A 17,054-nucleotide genomic window follows, 5' to 3' on the forward strand; every position below is an offset into this window, starting at 1 on the left:
GCGGGGTGGCCGGGGGACCGCGCCGCCGTACGACCTACGATGATCCGATGGACGAGCCGAAGATCCGGGTGCTGGTCGCCGACGACGAGGCGCTGATGCGCGCCGGAATCCGGCTCATCCTGGAGAACGCCGACGACATCGAGGTCGCCGCGGAGGCGGCCGACGGCGCCGAGGCCGCCGCCGCGTGCCGCGCGGGCGACATCGACGTGGCCCTGCTGGACCTCCAGATGCCCGGCCGGGACGGCATCGCCGCGGCCGGGGACATCACCCGGCTCTCGCCCCGCACCGCCGTCGTCATGCTGACCGCGTTCGGCGAGGAGGCGAGCGTCACCCGCGCCCTGCGCGCCGGGGCGGGCGGCTACCTCCTCAAGGACACCGGCCCCACCGACCTGATCGAGGCCGTACGGCGCGCCGCGCGCGGCGAACCCGTGCTCGCGCCGCGGGTCGCCCGGCAACTCCTGGAACGCCATGTGCGCTCGGGCCGGGACACCGACACCGCACGCGCCCGGATCGCGGACCTCACCCCAGCCGAGCGCGAGGTCCTGGGACTGCTCGGCACCGGACTGTCCAACGCGGAGATCGCCGGGCGGCTGTATCTGAGCGCCGGTACGGTCAAGGCGCACATCAGCCGCATCCTCACCCGCACCGGCTGCGCCAACCGCGTCCAGGCGGCCGTGCTGGCGCATGACGCGGGCCTGCTGGAGACCGACTGACCGCCGCCCCGTCGACACCGGGGCCGGTCAGGAACCGGTCAGGTGAGGTCCAGCGGAGACCGGCCGACCGGCCCCGTCACCAGCGGGGCCGGTCAAGGCAGGTCAGGTGAGGTCCAGGCCCGCCAGCTCCCGCCGTGAGCCCACCCCCAGCTTCGGATACGCCTTGTACAGGTGGTGCTCCACCGTGCGCGGGCTGAGGAAGAGCTGCGCCGCGATCTGACGGCTGCTGTTGCCGCCCGCCGCCAGCCGCACCACCTGCAACTCCTGTGGCGTCAGCCGGTCCGCGAGCTTCTGCGCGGTCGCCTGGGCGGCGCTCACCGTCTCCCCGGTCAGCTCCAGCTCCGCCCGCGTCCGCCGCACCCACGGCTCGGCGTGCAGTGCCTCGAAGACCGCCAGCGCCGACCGCAGCGGGTCGCGGGCCTCGCCGCGCCGCCGGGACCGCCGCAGCCACTCCCCGTACAGCAGCTCGGTCCGGGCCTGCTCGAAGGGCCGGCCGCCCTCCGCGTGCAGCCGCAGGGCCCGCGCGTAGTCGTCCGCGCGGTCGCTGAGCAGGGCCCGGCAGCGGGCCGCCACCGCGCGCGTCCAGGGCGCCCCGCCCGACAGCGCCCAGGTCTCCAGGGCGATCACATGGCCCTCCACCGCCTCCGGCGTACCCAGCCGCACCGCGGCCTCGATCTGGTCGGCGGCCACCGACGTGGACAGCCAGCCCACCCGCACCGGACCGTGCGCGGGCGGCGCCATCCGCTCCAGCGCCGCCGCGTACCGGCCGAGCCCCAGGTCCAGCAGGACCAGCGCCCGTTCGATCTCGCCCAGCGAACGCCGGGGCGCCTCCCGCACCAGCCGGTGGCAGTGCTCCTCGTCGCCCTCCACGGCCGCGAGCCGCGCCTCCACCCCGTACAGCCGGGCCAGCCGGTGGAGTTGGCCGGTGTCCCCGGCGATCTCCTTGCCCTCGGCGATGGCCGCCCGCGCGTCCCGGTGCTGCCCGAGCACCGCCTGCACCTGGCTCAGCGCCTCCAGCGCCTGCGGGAGTTCACCGATCAGTCCCTCGTCGCGGCAGCGCGCCACGTCCGCCGTCGCCAGGGCCAGCGCCGCCGTGTCGTCGCCGATCGCGAACGCGCCGGTGGCCGCCAACTGGCGTACCTCCCGGGGATGTCCGGCGCCGTCGGCGGTGTCGGTGAGCGCCGCCAGATGCCGCTTCAGCGACTCGGTGAGGGTCGGCAGCGCCAGCGCGTAGTCGCCGTCGCACAGCGCTGCCAGGCCCTGCGCCAGCGGCTCCTGCCGGTCCAGTGAGGTCAGCCGGGCCGCCGAGGCCCGCACCAGCGAGGCGTCCGAGGCGAGCCAGCCGTGCTGGGCGGCGGCCACCAGCAGACCCGGGGCGTCCCCGGCCGTCGTACGGCGCGCCTCGTCCAGCAGATGACGGCCCGCGCCGCGCAGATCGTCGTCGTCCACCAGGACCGCCGCCCGGACCCGGGCCAGCAGCGCCCGGTCGGCGGGGTCGGCGGGCAGTTGCTCCGCCTGCCCGGCCAGCCGCCCCGCCAGCGGCGAGTGACCGGCGGTCAGCGCCAGCGTCGCCGCCGTCGCCAGCCGGGCCGCCCGCTCCGTGGTGCCCGGCGACACCCGCGCCGCGTGCTCGTACAGCCGGGCCGCCGCGCCGTACGCCGCGCAGGCGCGGGCCCGTTCACCGGCCGCCGCCAGCTCGCCCGCGATGGCCGCGTCCGGCTCCGGGGTCAGCGCCACCAGGTGCCGGGCCCGGCAGTCCGGGTCCTCCGCCGCCTCCGCCAGCGCCTGGTGCACGGCGATCCGCCGGGCAAGTGGCGCGTTCTGGTACGTGGCCGAGGCGATCAGCGGATGCCGGAACGACAGCACACCGTCCCGCATCCGTACCAGCCCCGCCGTCTCCGCCGGGTCCAGCTCCGCGAACCCGACGCCGAGCCGCTCCGCCGCCCGCATCTGATGGCGCAGATCCCCGCGCGCCTCCGCCGCCACGATCAGCAGCATCAGCCGTGTGGGCTCCGGCAGCCGGGCGATCTGGGAGCGGAAACAGGACAGCACCCGGTCCGCGACCGGCAGCGGCGTGTGATGGTGGTGGCCGTCCCGCCGGACCGCCGCGAACTCGATCAGCGCCAGCGGATTGCCCAGCGACTCCGCGATCACCGGGGAGCTGAGCGCCGCCGCGTGCCCCCGGGACTGGAGCAGCCGGGCCGCGTCGTCCGGTCCGAGCCGGGACAGCCGCAGCTCGCTCAGCCCGCCCAGCCCCGGACCCTCCTCCTCCTTGGCCGCGTCCCGGCCCGCCAGCACCATCGCGATCCGCTCCGCGCCCAGCCGCCGCGCCGCGAACAACAGCGCCTCGGCACTGGCCTGATCCAGCCACTGGGCGTCGTCCACCAGACAGAGCAGGGGACCGTCCTCGGCCAGCTCCGCCAGCAGCGTCAGTACCGCGAGACCGGTGAGGAACCGGTCCGTACCCCGGTGCTCACCGCTGCCCAGTACCGAACGCAGCGCGTGCGCCTGCGCCTCGGGCAGCGCGTCCAGCCGCTGCTGCACCGGCCAGACCAGCTGTAACAGCCCGGCGAACGCCAGATCCGCCTCGTGCTCGATCCCGCGCACCCGCAGGACCCGCATCCCCAGTCCCGAGGCCCGCTCCGCCAGCCAGTCGAGCAGCACGGTCTTGCCGATACCCGCCTCGCCGCGCAGCAGGACGGCACCGCTACGGCCCACCATCGCCCCGGTGATCAGCTCGTCCAGCCTGTCTTGTGCGCCGGTCCTGCCGTACAGCACCGCAGCCCCCTCTACCGAGCACGTCGTCGCGCAGCACTTACCGTAACCGGCATTTTACTCGCCCATGATCCCGGTAGGGCGACCAGTAGACCTACGGATTCGGTCGGTGGGCCCGGGTTCCTACCGTCGTGATCGAAGGCCATGACAATGCCCGACCACGTTGGAGGAGTGCCATGCAAGAACTGTTCGAGCCGCTGCGCCTGGGGAAGATGACGCTGCCGAACCGCCTGGTGATGGCGCCCATGACCCGCAGCCGGTCGGTCGACCGTTCCGTGGGCCAGCTCACCGCCGAGTACTACTCCCAGCGGGGCGGGGCCGGACTGATCATCACCGAGGGCACCCAGCCCAGTGTGATCGGCCAGGGCTACATCGACACCCCGGGGCTGCACTGCGCGGCGCAGGCCGACGCCTGGCGGGTGGTCACCGACGCCGTGCACGCCAAGGGCGGCCGGATCGTCGTCCAGCTGATGCACTCCGGCCGGGTCGGACACCCGAGCCTCTACCCCGACGGCGCGCTCCCGGTGGCGCCCTCGCCGGTCGCGACCGGGTCCACGATGTTCACCCCCGACGGCCCCGTGGCCCACCCCACGCCCCGGGAGATGACGCTGGAGGACATCGTCCGCACCGTCGAGGACTTCGTCGCCGCCGCCCGCTACGCGGTCCGGGCCGGGTTCGACGGAGTGGAACTGCACGCGGCCAACGGCTATCTGCTGCACCAGTTCCTCGCCGACAACACCAATCTGCGCACCGACGCCTACGGCGGCTCCGTGGAGAACCGCATCCGGTTCGCCGTCGAGGTGGCCCGCGCGGTCGGCGACGCCATCGGACCCGAGCGGGTCGGCATCCGGATCTCCCCCGGCTCCACCAGCGAGGGCATCGCCGAGCACGACCCCGCCCCGCTGTACCGGGCGCTGATCCGCGGACTGGTCCCGCTGGACCTCGCCTACGTCCACGTCATGGAGTTCGGCCACCGGGACGTGACCCGGATCGTCCGCTCCGAGTGGCCCGGCATCCTCATCGTCAACCCGCACGCCACCGGCGACGAGTCCAGCGTCACTCCGCAGGCCGCCGCCGACGCCCTGCGCGACGGCATCGCCGACGCCGTCAGCCTCGGCCAGATGTGGCTGGCCAACCCCGATCTGCCGGAGCGCATCAAGGCCGGCGGCCCCTACAACGAGATCGTCCCGGGCACCTTCTACGGCGGCGACCACCGCGGCTACACCGACTACCCGACCCTCGGCGCCTCCTGAGGCACCGGGAGCTCCACCCGAACCGCCCCCAGGGCTGAACCACCCCGCCCGGTCCCGGTGCGGCGGTGACCGCCACAGGCCACCGCCGCACCGTCCGGCCGGACCCTCTTGTCCGGGAGGACTCATGCAGGAATCCACCACCGGCGCACCGACCGCGGACCTCATCGAGGCCCCCGGCCCCGCGTCGGCCGCCCCGCGTATCCCCGCCCCCTATCTGGCCCTGATGGCCGGCCCGCTGTCGTTCGGCATCGCCGGGCCCGCCCTGGTCCTCGACGACATCGGGCGCGGCCTCGGCACCTCCTCGTCCACGGCGGCCTGGTGCGTCACCGCGTTCGGCTGGGGCATCGCCGTCGGCACCCCGCTGATGGCCGGCCTGATGCGGCACCGCGGCACCCGGTTCGCGCTGATCGCCTGCGGAATCCAGATCGCCCTCGGCGCCGCCCTTGTCCTCGGGGTCCCCGTCCTCGGCGCGGCCATCGCGGGCTGCGCCCTCCAGGCGCTGGGCACCGCCGGACTCACCTCCATCGCGATGAGCCTCGCGGGCTCCCCGCTGCGGATGGGCATCGTCAGCGCCTCCCTCGCCGTGGTCGGCGCCAGCGCCCCGCTGGTCGGCTCGCTGGTCGGCGGCGTCTCCTGGCGGCTCGCCCTCGCGCTGCCCGTGATCAGCGTGCTGGGCGTGCTCGCCGTACTGCGCCGGGCACCCGACGGGCGCGACACCGGCTCCCGCTTCGACGCGCTCGGCGCGGTCCTGCTCACCGCGCTGGTCACCGCCCTCGTCTTCGTCCCCGAGAACCCGGCCGTCGCCGGAGTCGGCGCGGTCCTCGCGCTGCTGCTGCTCGGCTGGCACGTCCGCGCCAAGCCCACCGGCTTCATCCCCGCGTCGGTGGTCTCCCGGCCCGCGTTCCTCGTCGCCTGCGTCATCGCGCTCGCCCTCGCCGTCGTCAACTTCGGCCTGATGTACGCGGTTCCCGAGGCGCTCACCGACAGCACCGACTGGAGCAAGGACACCATCGGGGTGTCCATGGTGTGGCCGCTGCTGTTCGGCGGGGCCCTGTCCTGGTTCGTGGTCGCCGCGTCCGGGCCGCTGGGGCGGCGGCCCGTGGTCGCCGTCCTCGTGGTGCTCGGCGCCGTCGCCCCGTTCCTCGCGCTCAGCGGCGCCTGGCTGGTGCTGCTCGTCGCCCAGGCGTGCGCCTCCATCGCCGCCGCCTCCGGGCAGGGCATCCTCGCCGGACAGGCCAACGACGCCGTACGCGAGGCCGAACGGCCCGCCGCGATCGGTCTGTTCAACCTGTTCTATCTGCTGGGCGCGGCCTTCGGGCCGACCATCGCCGTCCTGCTGGCCGGCTAGCCGGGACCGGTGACCGGGCGCCGGCGCATCAGCGCGCGGGCCCCCGACGGCGCCCGGTCACCTCCCCGACAGCCCGATCCCGTCCCCGTCCCCCTTCCCTTTACCGTCCCGCCCCGTCCCGTCCCGCCCCGTCCCGCCCCGTCCCGCCCCGTTCCCGTCCCGCCCTGACCACCTCCGCTCTTCGAGGCAGTACGACCGTCCCTCTCACCCCCCACTCGAACGGACTGTCATGCTCGAACTCCTCTGCGACCACCCCTCCGTAGCCCGTACCGGCGGACCCATCCCCCGGCGCGTGCTCGTCTCCTCCACCGCCCAGGCCCGACGGGCGGTCGCCACCGCGGTGGCCGGGGGGCACCGCATCGCCGCCACCGCCGCCGAGGGCTCCGCGGGCGCCGACGGCAGCCGCCGCCCGCCCTGCGCGGTGGTCGACGTCTCCGCCATGACCGGGGTCTACTTCGACCCCGAGCGCGGCGCGTTCGCCGTCGAGGCCGGAGCCCGCCCCGCGGACGTGCAGCGCATCCTCTACCAGCGGTGGGGCGTGACCGTCCCGTCCGCCCCCGGCCCCCGCCCCTGCGGGCTGGGCTGCCACCGCGCGCTCGCCCCGCACGGGCTCTGCGACGCCTACCAGTGCGCGGTGGAGGTCGTCCTCGTCGACTCCTACGGCCAGACCCGCGCCGTCGTCGCCACCAACGCCCCCGGCGACCCGCACCGCGATCTCTGGCTCGCCCATATGACGGTCGGCGCCGAACAGATCGGCCTGGTCACCCGGTACTGGTTCCGTACCCCCGGCGCCGACGGCGACGACCCGGCCACCCTGCTGCCCCGGGCGCCCTCCGCGCTGCTCAGCTCCGTGGTCGTCATGCCCAGCGGCGAACTCGGCCACCGGCAACTGCCCGCCCTGCTCAACAACTACCGGCGCTGGCGCCAGCAGCGCCCGCACACCAACGCCCGCGCCGCCTACCGCTCCGTCCTCGGCGGTATCGCCCTGTCCGGGCCGCGCCGGGACATCGGCGTCGGCGCGGTCCTCGCCCTGCACGTCGACTCCGCCGTGCCGGAGGCCGAACAGGCGCTGTGCGCCGACCGCGCGGCCCTCACCGCGGGACTGACCCTCAGCGAGCGCTGCCGGGTGCTGCCGCCGCGCCGACTGCCCTGGCTCGCCCAGTGGCACACCCTGCCGCCCGCGCCCGCCGACCCGGACGGACTGCTGCCCGTGGAGGCCGACTGCGACTGCGAGCTGTGCAGTGTCACCGCCAGCGCCCTGTGCACCCCGGGCGGCACCTGCGCGGACACCCTCATCGCCCTCGACGCGTTCTCCTACGGCCCCGGCGGCGCGACGGCGGCCACGCCCACGCCCCCGCACCGCACCCACGCCCGTGACTGCCGCACCGCCCTCCAGACCCGCACGGCGAAGGCGGCGTGGGACCCGAGGGGAGTGTTCCTGTGAGCCGCGGGGGACGGCCAGGTGCCCGTCCCGCGGCTCCCCCCAGGCCACGGACGGTGTGCGGCGGCCGAAACGGGACGGGCGCGGAACCGGCGGGGAGATCCGCCCGTTCCGCGCCCGTCCCGTCGGCCGGGGAGCTGACCCGGCGTCAGCCGTCCGTGCCCCGCAGGCGGCGGATCAGCTCCACCGCCCACCCCGGGTCGTACCGTTCGAACAGCGGGAACCCGCCCCGCTCGGGGGCGTCGGTCCAGCGGCTGTCCACCCCGGGGTTGTGCACCGCGAACCCGTCGGCGGTGAACAGGTGCGGGCTGCCCTGGATGCGCGGGGTCAACGACTCCCGCAGCTGTGCGTAGACCGCCTCGCGGCCCGCGCCGCGCGCCAGGGCGGCGGCCAGCGCGTCGGCGTCCACCAGGTCGCAGGTCCGGGCGATCTCCAGGATCACCGGATGTACGGCGACCGGGCGGCTGTCCCGGTAGAACGCGTGGCGCAGCGCGGTGTCCAGCTGCTGGGCCGCCGCGAGCCCGCCCACCTCGGGGAGCTTCGCCGCCTGCACCGCCTCCATCGGCGGCAGCATCGTCGACGGGTACGTCCACTCGGGCGCCGACCAGCGCCGCCAGCCGGTGCCGGGGACCCGGGCCGCGATGGCGCTCACCTCGACGTCCACGATCGTCTTCGGTGTGGCCTCCCGGTTGATCAGCTCCAGCGGGAACGCCCGGTGGTCGATGAGCACCGGGCTCGCCAGCCGGTCCATCGCCTCGTGCAGGGTGTGCAGCGCCAGAGTCGCCCAGGGACAGCCCAGGTCCGACCAGAACGTCACCACCGGCACATCACCGGTGGACACGGGCAGTACCGCGTCCGTCGTCGCCTCCATGGTCATGGGTCAGCTCCTCTCCGGCAGGGGCAGCCCGCCGAGCAGGGCGCGCAGGATGCGCGGGCCGTCCTGGGTCAGCACCGACTCCGGGTGGAACTGCGTGGACGCGAAGTGCGGTCCGCGCAGCCCGTGCACCTGGTCCGAGCCGTGCTCCTTGCTGACCTCCACCACCCCGACGCCCGGCACCTCGGTCTTGTCGTCCGGGCAGACGGCGGCGAACGTGTTGTAGAAGCCGACGGTCTCGTGCCGCCCGAACAGGTCGATGGAGCGCTGGACGCCCTGGTTGGGCACCCGGCGCCGGGTCAGCGGCAGTCCGAGCCGCCCGCTGAGCACCTGATGGCTGAGGCACACGGCGAGGAACGGCAGCCCGTCGGCGAGCAGCCGGTCCGTCGCCCGCGCCAGCGCCGCGATCTTCGGATGACCGGTGTCCTGCGGGTCACCGGGCCCGGGACCCAGGACGGTCATGTCGTAGCCGTGCGGCTCGAAGCCGGCGTCGAACGGCCGGACGGTGACCCGCAGACCGAGCGCCCCGAGCTGCTGGGCGATCATCGCGGTGAAGGTGTCCTCGGCGTCGACCACCAGGACCGTCCGTCCGTGCAGCCGGTCGTCCGGCCATACCCGTTCCTCCGCCGGGGCCAGCCAGAAGTCGGCCATGGCGGTGTTGCGTTCGCCCAGCGCCTCCCGGACGGCGGGCAGTTCGCCCAGCGCGGGTCCGCGCCCGGCGGGCGGTGAGATGTCCTCGGCGGTGTCGAACGCGGCGATCAGTCCCGCCGCCTTGGCCCGGGTCTCCGCCGCCTCGGCATACGGCTCGGAGTGCCGGACCAGCGTGGCGCCGACCGCGATCTCCAGATGGCCGTGCGCGTCGATGTCGGCGGTGCGGATCAGGATCGAGGAGTCCAGGGCGTGCCCGCCGTCCGCGTCCCGGCCCAGCAGGGCCACCAGTCCGCTGTAGTAGCCGCGGCCGGACGGCTCGTGCCGGGCGATGACCCGGCAGGCGTTCTCCAGCGGGCTGCCGGTGACGGTCGGCGCGAACAGCGTCTCGCGCAGCACCTCCCGGGGATCGCGCCCGGTGCGGCCCTCGATGAAGTACTCGGTGTGCGCGAGCCGGGCCATCTCCCGCAGATACGGCCCCACGACCCGGCCGCCCTCCGGGCAGATCCGGGACATCATCTTCAGCTCCTCGTCGACCACCATGTACAGCTCGTCGGTCTCCTTGGGGTCCTTGAGGAAGTCCATCAGCCCGGCCACCGTCGGCCCGTCGGGCGGATAGCGGTACGTCCCGCTGATCGGGTTCATCACCGCGAGCCCCTCGCGCACACTGATGTGCCGCTCCGGACTGGCCCCGACCAGGGTGCGGTCCCCGGTGTGCACCAGGAACGTCCAGTAGGCGCCCGACTCGCGCTCCAGCAGCCGGCGGAACAGGGTCAGCGCCCGGTCCGGGCCCCAGTCGCCGACGGTGGCCCGATAGCTGCGCCGGAGCACGAAGTTGGCGCCCTCACCGGTGCCGATCTCGTCGGCGACCACCCGGCGCACCAGCTCCGCGTACCGGTCGTCGTCCAGGTCGAAGCCGCCGCCGGTCAGCGTCAGCCCGGTGTCCGGGAGCCGGGCGAGGACCTCGGCGACCGGGTAGCGGCGCTGCCCGGTGACGGTCATGGCGAGCAGCGGGGTGTCGTCGTCCGCCGGACCGGCGAAGCCGCGCTCGGTGATCTGCCGGTACGGCACCAGCGCCAGGGTGTCGTGCCGCTCGCCCGTGCCTGGTCCGCCCAGCGGCAGATCGGCGAGGTGGGCGGCCTCGCGCACGGTGTCGCCGACGAGGACGTCGAGCCCGTCCGGGCCCGTGGTGTGCGGCCGGTGCAGCAGGGCGAACGGCGGTGGGCCGCCGCCCAGCACCAGCGCCAGCGGGTCGGCGTTCACCGGTCCACCACCTCCTTGGTGGTGAGGACCACCGCACAGCGCGCTGCGGCGTACTCGACCGCCATCCGGTGCTCCCGCTGGGAGAAGTCGGCCATCGCGTCGGCCACCAGGAACGGCTCGATGTCCTGGCTGAACGCGTCGACGGCGGTGGCCAGCAGCCCGACGTGCGCGTACACCCCGCAGATCAGCAGCTGGTCACGGCCGTGCAGCCGCATCCGCTCGGCGAGGTCCGAGCGGACGAACGCGCTGTAGCGCCACTTGGTGATCCGCCAGTCGCCCGCGCGGGGCGCGAGCCGGGCGGGCAGCTCCCGGTCGGCCGGGTCGACCTTCATGCCCGGACCCCAGAAGGCGTGCAGCAGCCCCCGGTCCTCAGGCGTCATACCGCCCGGCTGGGCGCTGTACGCCACGGGCATACCGGTCCGCGCGGCATGGTGGAGCAGCAGTTCGGTGTGGGCGACGAGCCGTTCGCGCAGGCCGTCGGGGAGCGGGCGCAGGAAGTACCGCTGCATGTCGTGGACCAGCAGCACGGCCCGCCCCGGGTCCAGGGACCAGGGCGCGGTGTTGGGGGGCAGGTCGCCGCGTTCGGGCAGCGGATACGGATCGATGGACGGGATGCCGGTCACGGGTCGTCCTTACGTCGGTGAGGGGGACGGTCGGCGGACGGCGGGGGTCACACTCCGAGGGAGGCGCCGCCGTCGACGGTGAGGTCGTGGAGCGTGATCTGCGCGGCCTCGTCGGAGAGTAGGAAGGCCACCGCGTGGGCCACGTCGGAGGGACGGCCGATCCGGCGCAGCGGGATACCCACCCGGAACAGGCCGGGCGAGCCGTCCAGGGTGCGCCGCGCGGCCTCCTCGTCCGCCCACATCGAGCGCAGCATCGGGGTGTCGGTGGAGCCGGGGGCGACCACGTTGCAGCGGATGCCGTGCCCGGCCACCTCAAGCCCCAGCGACTTGGTGAACTGGGTGGCCGCCGCCTTGGACGCCGCGTACGCGGCCATCTCGGCGCGGGGCGTACCGGCCGCGTTGGAGCTGACGGTGACGATGGCGCCACGCCCGCGCGGGATCATCCGGGCGACGACGGCCCGGCACAGGTTGAGCACACCGGTGACATTGACGGCGAAGGTCACCGCCCAGTCCTCGTCGCCGAACTCCAGCACCGGGCCGAGCCGCAGCACCCCGGCCGCGTTGACCAGCCGGTCCACCGGGCCGAACTCGCTCTCCACGGCGGCCACCAGGTCGGCCACGGACTTGCTGTCGGTGACATCGGCGGGGAAGCCGCGCACCGGCAGCCCGGCCGCCGTGCACTCGGCCACGAACGCCGTGAGCCGCTCCTCGCTGTGGTCGACGGCGGCCACCGGGGTGCCGCGCCCGGCCAGCAGCCGGGTCACCTCGGCGCCGATGCCACCGGCGGCTCCGGTGACCAGTGCGGTGGATGCGTACATGTGCGGGACCCTTTCTCGTCGGGTGGGCCGGTCCCCGTCCTGCGGAGCCCGGCACGGTCACGTGCGGTGCTGTGCGGTGCGGGCTCACTCGTCCCAGGCGGCGAGGACGGAGATGGCCTGGGACGCGGTCAGCCGCGGGTCGCAGTGGCTCAGGTACTTCTGGCCCACCAGCCCGGCGTGGGTGGCGTTGCGCACGCACTCCGTGACGTGGTCCGGGGTGGTCTCCAGATGGACCCCGCCGGCCGTGCCCCCGGCCCCGCGCACCGCCTGCACGAAGCCCCGCACCTCCCGCTCGATCGCCTCCACATAGCGGGTCTTGAGCCCGTCCGGGGTGGACACGGTGTTGCCGTGCATCGGGTCCGACAGCCAGATCACCGGGTGACCGGCCGCGGCGACCGCCGCCACCAGCTCCGGGAGCACCTCGCTCACGGCGTCGGCGCCCATCCGCGCGATCAGCGTGAGCCGGCCCGCCTCCCGGTCCGGGTCGAGCCGGGCGCACAGCTCCACGATCTCGGTGACGGTCATCGACGGACCGACCTTGCACGCCACCGGGTTGGCGATCCGGGTGAACAGCTCGATGTGCGCGCCGTCCAGGTCACGGGTGCGCTCCCCGATCCACGGCAGATGGGTCGACGTCAGCCACAGCCGGCCGTCCGCCTGGCGCAGCAGCGGCAGTTCGTAGTCCAGCAGCAGCGCCTCATGGCTGGTCCATACCGGCTGCTCCACGGCGGTGCCGCCGGGGCCGCCGCCGCGCAGCGCGCGTAGATGACGCACGATGTCGGCCGCCGCCTCGTAGCAGACCAGCAGCCGTCCCGGGTCGGGCACCCGGCCGTCGGGGGAGGGCTCGGCGCTGTTGACCATGTGGCCACGGAACACCGGCAGTTCACTGCCGCCGACCACCTCGACGGGCTTGGAGCGGGGCTTGGCGAACTGCCCGGCGATCCGCCCGATCCGCACCACCGGCCGGTGGGCGACCATCTTCATCGCCCCGGCCAGCAGATCCAGCACCCCCGCCTTGCGCGCCACATAGCTCGCCGTCGACTCCATCGGGTCCTCGGCGCAGTCACCGGCCTGCACCACCCGGGCGCCGCCCCGCGCCACCTGGGCGAGCAGTCCGCGCAGGGCACGGATCTCGGCGGGGGAGACCAGCGGTGCGCGCCCGGCGAGATCGGCGCTCACCTCGGCGATCCGGCCGGCGTCCGGCCAGCCGGGCTGCTGAAGGGCGGGTTTGCTGCGGACCTCGCGTACGACAGTGTCCATTCAGTCCTCCTCGACATGAGTCATGACTCCGGGGCAGGGCGCCGGGTCAGGACGCCGGTCCGGACATCGGTGGTGTGCGGCGCCGTTGGGACGGGCGCTTCGGCGGACGGGGCGGCGGCCACCGGGAGCGGTTGAACCGATCCCGGGGTCCGCACGTGATGTCCTGTGCCGTGCCCGGCCCGCCCTCCGCGGCACGACGAGGCGTGCACGCAACGCCCGGGGCCGGGCACGGACCGGCGACGGCGGCCTGGGCGGCAGCCGTCACTGGCAGCCGATCGTGGAGCCCGCCGGGACGGCTGCCAACGGCGGAAAGCGCAGTTCGTCAGGTACGGGGCACTCCATCAGGTCCGGCCGGGCCGACCTGATGGACTTCCCCGCGGAAGCTGGGCAGCGGCCCGGCCCGCCCCCACCATGGGTCCGGTCCGGGCGGCTCCGGGCCCCGCCGGAGGACCCGGCGGGACGCACTGTCCGGGGCCGCAGCCGCCCCCGCTCCCCGAAGGAGTCAGCCGTGCCCCGCTCCCTCGACCTGCCCCCCGACCGCGCCCGGCCGCCCGCCCCACCGCACGCCGGACGCGACACCGTGGTGGTACGCACCACCGAGGGCCGGATCGCCGGGGAACGGCTCGACGACGTCACCGTGTTCCGCGGCGTCCCCTACGCGGCGCCCCCCGTGGGACCGCTGCGGTTCGCGTCCCCCGTGCCGCCCCAGCCCTGGACCGGCGTCCGGGACGCCACCCGCTTCGGCGCCCCCTCCCTCCAGACCGACTACCTCCCCGGCTCCTCCGAGGACTGTCTGTACGCCAACGTCTGGACCCCCGGAGTCCACGGCAACCGCCCCGTGCTGGTCTACATCCACGGCGGCGGCTGGCTGCTGGGCGCCGGAAGCGAGCCCGACTACGACGGGGCCCGCCCCGCCGCCCGCGGCGACCTGGTTGTCGTCACCTTCAACTACCGTCTGGGGCTGCTCGGCTGGGGGCTGCACGAGGCGCTGACCGACCCGCGCACCGGGTCCTGCGCCAACTGGGGCCTCCAGGACCAGGCGGCCCTGCTGCGCTGGGTGCAGGCCAACGCGCGTGCCTTCGGCGGCGACCCGGAGAACATCACCCTGGCCGGGACGTCCGCGGGCGGCTCCAGCACCTGGCAGCTCAGTCTGCTGCCCGAACTCGCCCCGGTGATCCGCCGGGCCGTCCCGATCAGCGCCGCCCATGTGTGGAACCCGGCGAGCACCACCACCCCCGCCGAGTCCCGGGCCGTCTACGCCGAGCTGGGCCGCCGCTTCGGCGGCACCGTCGAGGACCTGCGGGCGGTGCCCGGCGCCGACCTCAAGGACGCCTGGGAGGACCTGTTCTCCGGGGACCCCGGCGACCGGCCGTTCACCGGCTGGCGCGAGTACCGCGGACCCGTCCCCGACGGCCGCTGGATGCGCGGCCACGACCACGAACTGCCCACCCCCCGCGTCCCCCTGATGGTGCTGTACTGCCGCACCGAGGGCAGCTTCTTCACCACCGGCCCCGGCTACCCCTACCCCGGGCCCCTGCCCGAGGACGAGGCCGGGCTGCGCGCCGCGGTCGCCATGGTGCTGCGCAAGTGCCGCGCCACCGTCACCGACGAACTGGTCGACGGCTGTCTCGCCCACTACCGGGAGGCCGCCGCCGCCGACGGACTGCCCCAGGACCCCATAGCCCTGTGGACCGAGATATGGGGCGACGGACTCTTCCGCCACCAGATCCTGCGCCAGAGCGAACGCCACACCCGGCGTGGCCGGTCCCCCCTGTACCTCGCCGAGTTCGCCCACCCCGTGCTCCCGCCCTACCGGGGCACTCCGCACGAGGCCACCTCCAAGTTCCTCTTCGGCTCGCACCGGCGGCCCGTCAACGCCCCCCACTACGGCGACGGACCCCTGGAGCGGCGGATCGCGGACACCCTGGTCGACCTCGTCGCCTCCTTCGCCCGCGGTGAACGCCCGCACAGCCCCGACACCCCGCTGTGGCGGCCGTTCACCCCCGCCGGACGCGCCACGCTGATCCTCGGCGGTGCGGACGTCGGTGTCCTCGGCGAACCCGGCAAGGAGCGGCAACTGCGCTTCTGGGACCGGATCGGCCACCCGCCGCCCCGCCCCTGACCACCCCCAGCCACCACCCCCCAAGGAACCCGAGGAAAGGAAGCGGGACCAGCCATGTGCGGACTTGCCGGATGGGTCGACTACGACCGTGATCTCACCGCGTACGACTCCGTGGTGGCCGCGATGACGGCCACCATGGCCTGCCGGGGCCCCGACGACGAGGGACTGTGGACCTCGCCCCGCGCGGCCCTCGGCCACGTCCGGCTGTCGATCATCGACCTCGCGGGCGGACGCCAGCCGATGCACGTCACCGGCCCCGGCGACGGCCTGCCGGTGCTCACCTACACCGGCGAGGTCTACAACTACCGCGAACTCAGGGCCGAACTCATCTCCCTCGGCCATGAGTTCCGCACCAGCAGCGACACCGAGGTGGTGCTGCACGCCTACCTGGAGTGGGGCGAGGAGTTCGCCGAACGCCTCAACGGCATGTACGCCCTCGCCCTGTGGGACCCGCGCACCGAGGAACTCCTCCTGGTCCGCGACCGGATGGGCGTCAAGCCGCTCTTCTACCACCCGCTGCCCGGCGGGGGAGTCCTCTTCGGCTCCGAGGCCAAGGCCATCCTCGCCCACCCCGAGGTGGAGGCCGTCGTCGACCGCGAGGGCCTCGCCGAGATCTTCGCCATCATCAACACCCCCGGCCACGCCGTCTTCCGCGGTATGCGCGAGGTCGTCCCCGGCACCGTGGTCCGCTTCGACCGCACCGGCCACCATGTGCGCACCTACTGGCAGCTCACGGCCCAGGCGCACCACGACGACCTCGACACCACCGTCGCCCGCGTCCGGGACCTGCTCCGGGACATCGTCCGCCGCCAGCTGATCGCCGACGTCCCGGTCGGCACCCTGCTCTCCGGCGGACTGGACTCCAGCGCCATCACCGCCATCGCCGCCGACATCCTGCGCGAGGAGGGCCGCACCGAACCCCTCACCGCGTTCTCCATCGACTTCAAGAACCGCGACTTCGCCGGCAACGGCATCTGGATGGACCCCGACACCCCCTACGCCGTCGAGGTCGCCGCCCGCTGCGGCGCCGAGCACGTCGTGGTGGAGCTGGAGAACGCCGACGTCCTCGACGCGTCCATCCGCAGCCGCGTCCTGCGCGCCCAGGACCTGCCGATCTCCACCGGCGACATGGAGCACTCCCTGCTCCACCTGTGCACCGCCCTCAAGGAGCGGGTCACCGTCGCCCTGTCCGGCGAGACCGCCGACGAACTCTTCGGCGGCTACAACTGGTTCTTCGACCGGGAGGCCGTCGAGGGCGACACCTTCCCCTGGTACGACGCCTGGCGCCGCCTCGGTGGCCTCCAGACCATGCGCGACATCGGCCTGTGGGACCGGCTCGGCCTCGACGCCTACGTCAAGGAGCGCTACACCGAAGCCCTCGCCGAAGTACCCCGGCTGCCCGGCGAGAGCCCGGACGAGGAGCGGATGCGCGAGCTGACCTACCTCAACATCAGCCGCTGGGAGAACTTCCTGCTGGACCGCAAGGACCGCATCAGCATGGCCGCCAGCCTGGAGGTCCGGGTCCCCTTCACCGACCACCGGCTCGTGGAGTACGTCTTCAACGTGCCCTGGGCCATGAAGAACTTCGACGGCCGGGAGAAGAGCCTGCTGCGCGCCGCCGCCGCCGACGTCCTGCCCGCCTCCGTCCTGGAGCGCAAGAAGAGCCCCTACCCCTCCACCCAGGACATCGAGTACGTGCGCGCCCTGCGCGCCAAGGTCGCCGCGCTGCTGCGGCCCGGCTCCCCGGTGCTCGCCCTGGTCCCCGCCGAGGGCATCCAGCGGCTCCTGGACAAGCCCCTGGAGAGCTACGCCGGGCTCGGCGGGCTGTGGGGGACCCGCGCGGTCATGGAACGGCTCGTCGAGTTCGACGCCTGGGTGGGCATGTACGACGTCCGCGTCGAGCTGTAGCCCGCCGT

At 74.3% G+C, this 17,054-nt stretch carries 12 protein-coding genes; 6 read left to right on the plus strand and 6 right to left on the minus strand.

Annotated elements, in window-relative coordinates; translation table 11 throughout:
* Positions 1–47: 47 nt before the first annotated feature.
* Positions 48–713 carry a response regulator transcription factor gene (locus AB0D49_RS20250; protein WP_362758998.1) on the plus strand — a complete coding sequence of 222 codons (666 nt, stop codon included), beginning with the start codon at positions 48–50 and terminating at the stop codon, positions 711–713.
* 102 nt (positions 714–815) lie between these two features.
* On the opposite strand, the gene AB0D49_RS20255 is transcribed toward AB0D49_RS20250, so the two are convergent.
* A complete protein-coding gene (locus tag AB0D49_RS20255) occupies positions 816–3,491 on the minus strand; it encodes an AAA family ATPase (protein WP_362758999.1) in 2,676 nt (891 codons plus the stop codon).
* 173 nt (positions 3,492–3,664) lie between these two features.
* On the opposite strand from AB0D49_RS20255, the gene AB0D49_RS20260 reads away from it, so the two are divergent.
* The 3 genes from AB0D49_RS20260 to AB0D49_RS20270 all read left to right on the plus strand — a co-directional run bounded on the left by AB0D49_RS20260 (position 3,665) and on the right by AB0D49_RS20270 (position 7,533).
* Entirely contained in the window at positions 3,665–4,741 is a 1,077-nt protein-coding gene (locus AB0D49_RS20260) for an alkene reductase (protein ID WP_362759001.1), read from the plus strand.
* Positions 4,742–4,865: 124 nt separating this feature from the next.
* Positions 4,866–6,089 carry an MFS transporter gene (locus AB0D49_RS20265; RefSeq protein ID WP_362759003.1) on the plus strand — a complete coding sequence of 408 codons (1,224 nt, stop codon included), beginning with the start codon at positions 4,866–4,868 and terminating at the stop codon, positions 6,087–6,089.
* A 229-nt stretch (positions 6,090–6,318) separates the two neighbouring features.
* Positions 6,319–7,533 carry an FAD-binding protein gene (locus tag AB0D49_RS20270; RefSeq protein WP_362759005.1) on the plus strand — a complete coding sequence of 405 codons (1,215 nt, stop codon included), beginning with the start codon at positions 6,319–6,321 and terminating at the stop codon, positions 7,531–7,533.
* A gap of 145 nt (positions 7,534–7,678) precedes the next feature.
* Here AB0D49_RS20270 and AB0D49_RS20275 read toward each other — a convergent pair whose 3' ends face one another.
* From AB0D49_RS20275 to AB0D49_RS20295, 5 genes are all read right to left on the minus strand, one after another.
* Positions 7,679–8,407: a DsbA family protein gene (locus AB0D49_RS20275; RefSeq protein ID WP_362759007.1), complete on the minus strand. Its 729-nt coding sequence runs from the start codon at positions 8,405–8,407 to the stop codon at positions 7,679–7,681.
* Between the two features lie 3 nt (positions 8,408–8,410).
* On the minus strand, positions 8,411–10,315 hold the full coding sequence (locus AB0D49_RS20280) for an anthranilate synthase family protein (protein WP_362759009.1): 1,905 nt from the start codon (positions 10,313–10,315) through the stop codon (positions 8,411–8,413).
* Positions 10,312–10,938: an isochorismatase family protein gene (locus tag AB0D49_RS20285; protein ID WP_362759011.1), complete on the minus strand. Its 627-nt coding sequence runs from the start codon at positions 10,936–10,938 to the stop codon at positions 10,312–10,314. Before AB0D49_RS20285 ends, AB0D49_RS20280 begins: the two co-directional genes overlap by 4 nt.
* Before the next feature lie 47 nt (positions 10,939–10,985).
* Positions 10,986–11,756 (minus strand): 2,3-dihydro-2,3-dihydroxybenzoate dehydrogenase, encoded by a 771-nt coding sequence (locus AB0D49_RS20290; RefSeq protein WP_362759013.1) that lies wholly within the window; start codon positions 11,754–11,756, stop codon positions 10,986–10,988.
* An 84-nt stretch (positions 11,757–11,840) separates the two neighbouring features.
* Positions 11,841–13,016, minus strand: a complete 1,176-nt coding sequence (locus tag AB0D49_RS20295; RefSeq protein WP_362759015.1) for a 3-deoxy-7-phosphoheptulonate synthase — start codon at positions 13,014–13,016, stop codon at positions 11,841–11,843.
* A gap of 508 nt (positions 13,017–13,524) precedes the next feature.
* Between AB0D49_RS20295 and AB0D49_RS20300 the strand changes: the two genes are divergently transcribed.
* Together AB0D49_RS20300 and asnB are read left to right on the plus strand one after the other, a co-directional pair.
* Positions 13,525–15,138, plus strand: a complete 1,614-nt coding sequence (locus AB0D49_RS20300; protein ID WP_362759017.1) for a carboxylesterase family protein — start codon at positions 13,525–13,527, stop codon at positions 15,136–15,138.
* A 54-nt stretch (positions 15,139–15,192) separates the two neighbouring features.
* Entirely contained in the window at positions 15,193–17,046 is a 1,854-nt protein-coding gene (asnB, locus tag AB0D49_RS20305) for an asparagine synthase (glutamine-hydrolyzing) (RefSeq protein ID WP_362759019.1), read from the plus strand.
* The last annotated feature ends 8 nt before the right edge of the window (positions 17,047–17,054 follow it).

It is taken from the genome of Streptomyces sp. NPDC048290, assembly GCF_040652095.1.
Classification (GTDB): Bacteria; Actinomycetota; Actinomycetes; order Streptomycetales; family Streptomycetaceae; genus Streptomyces.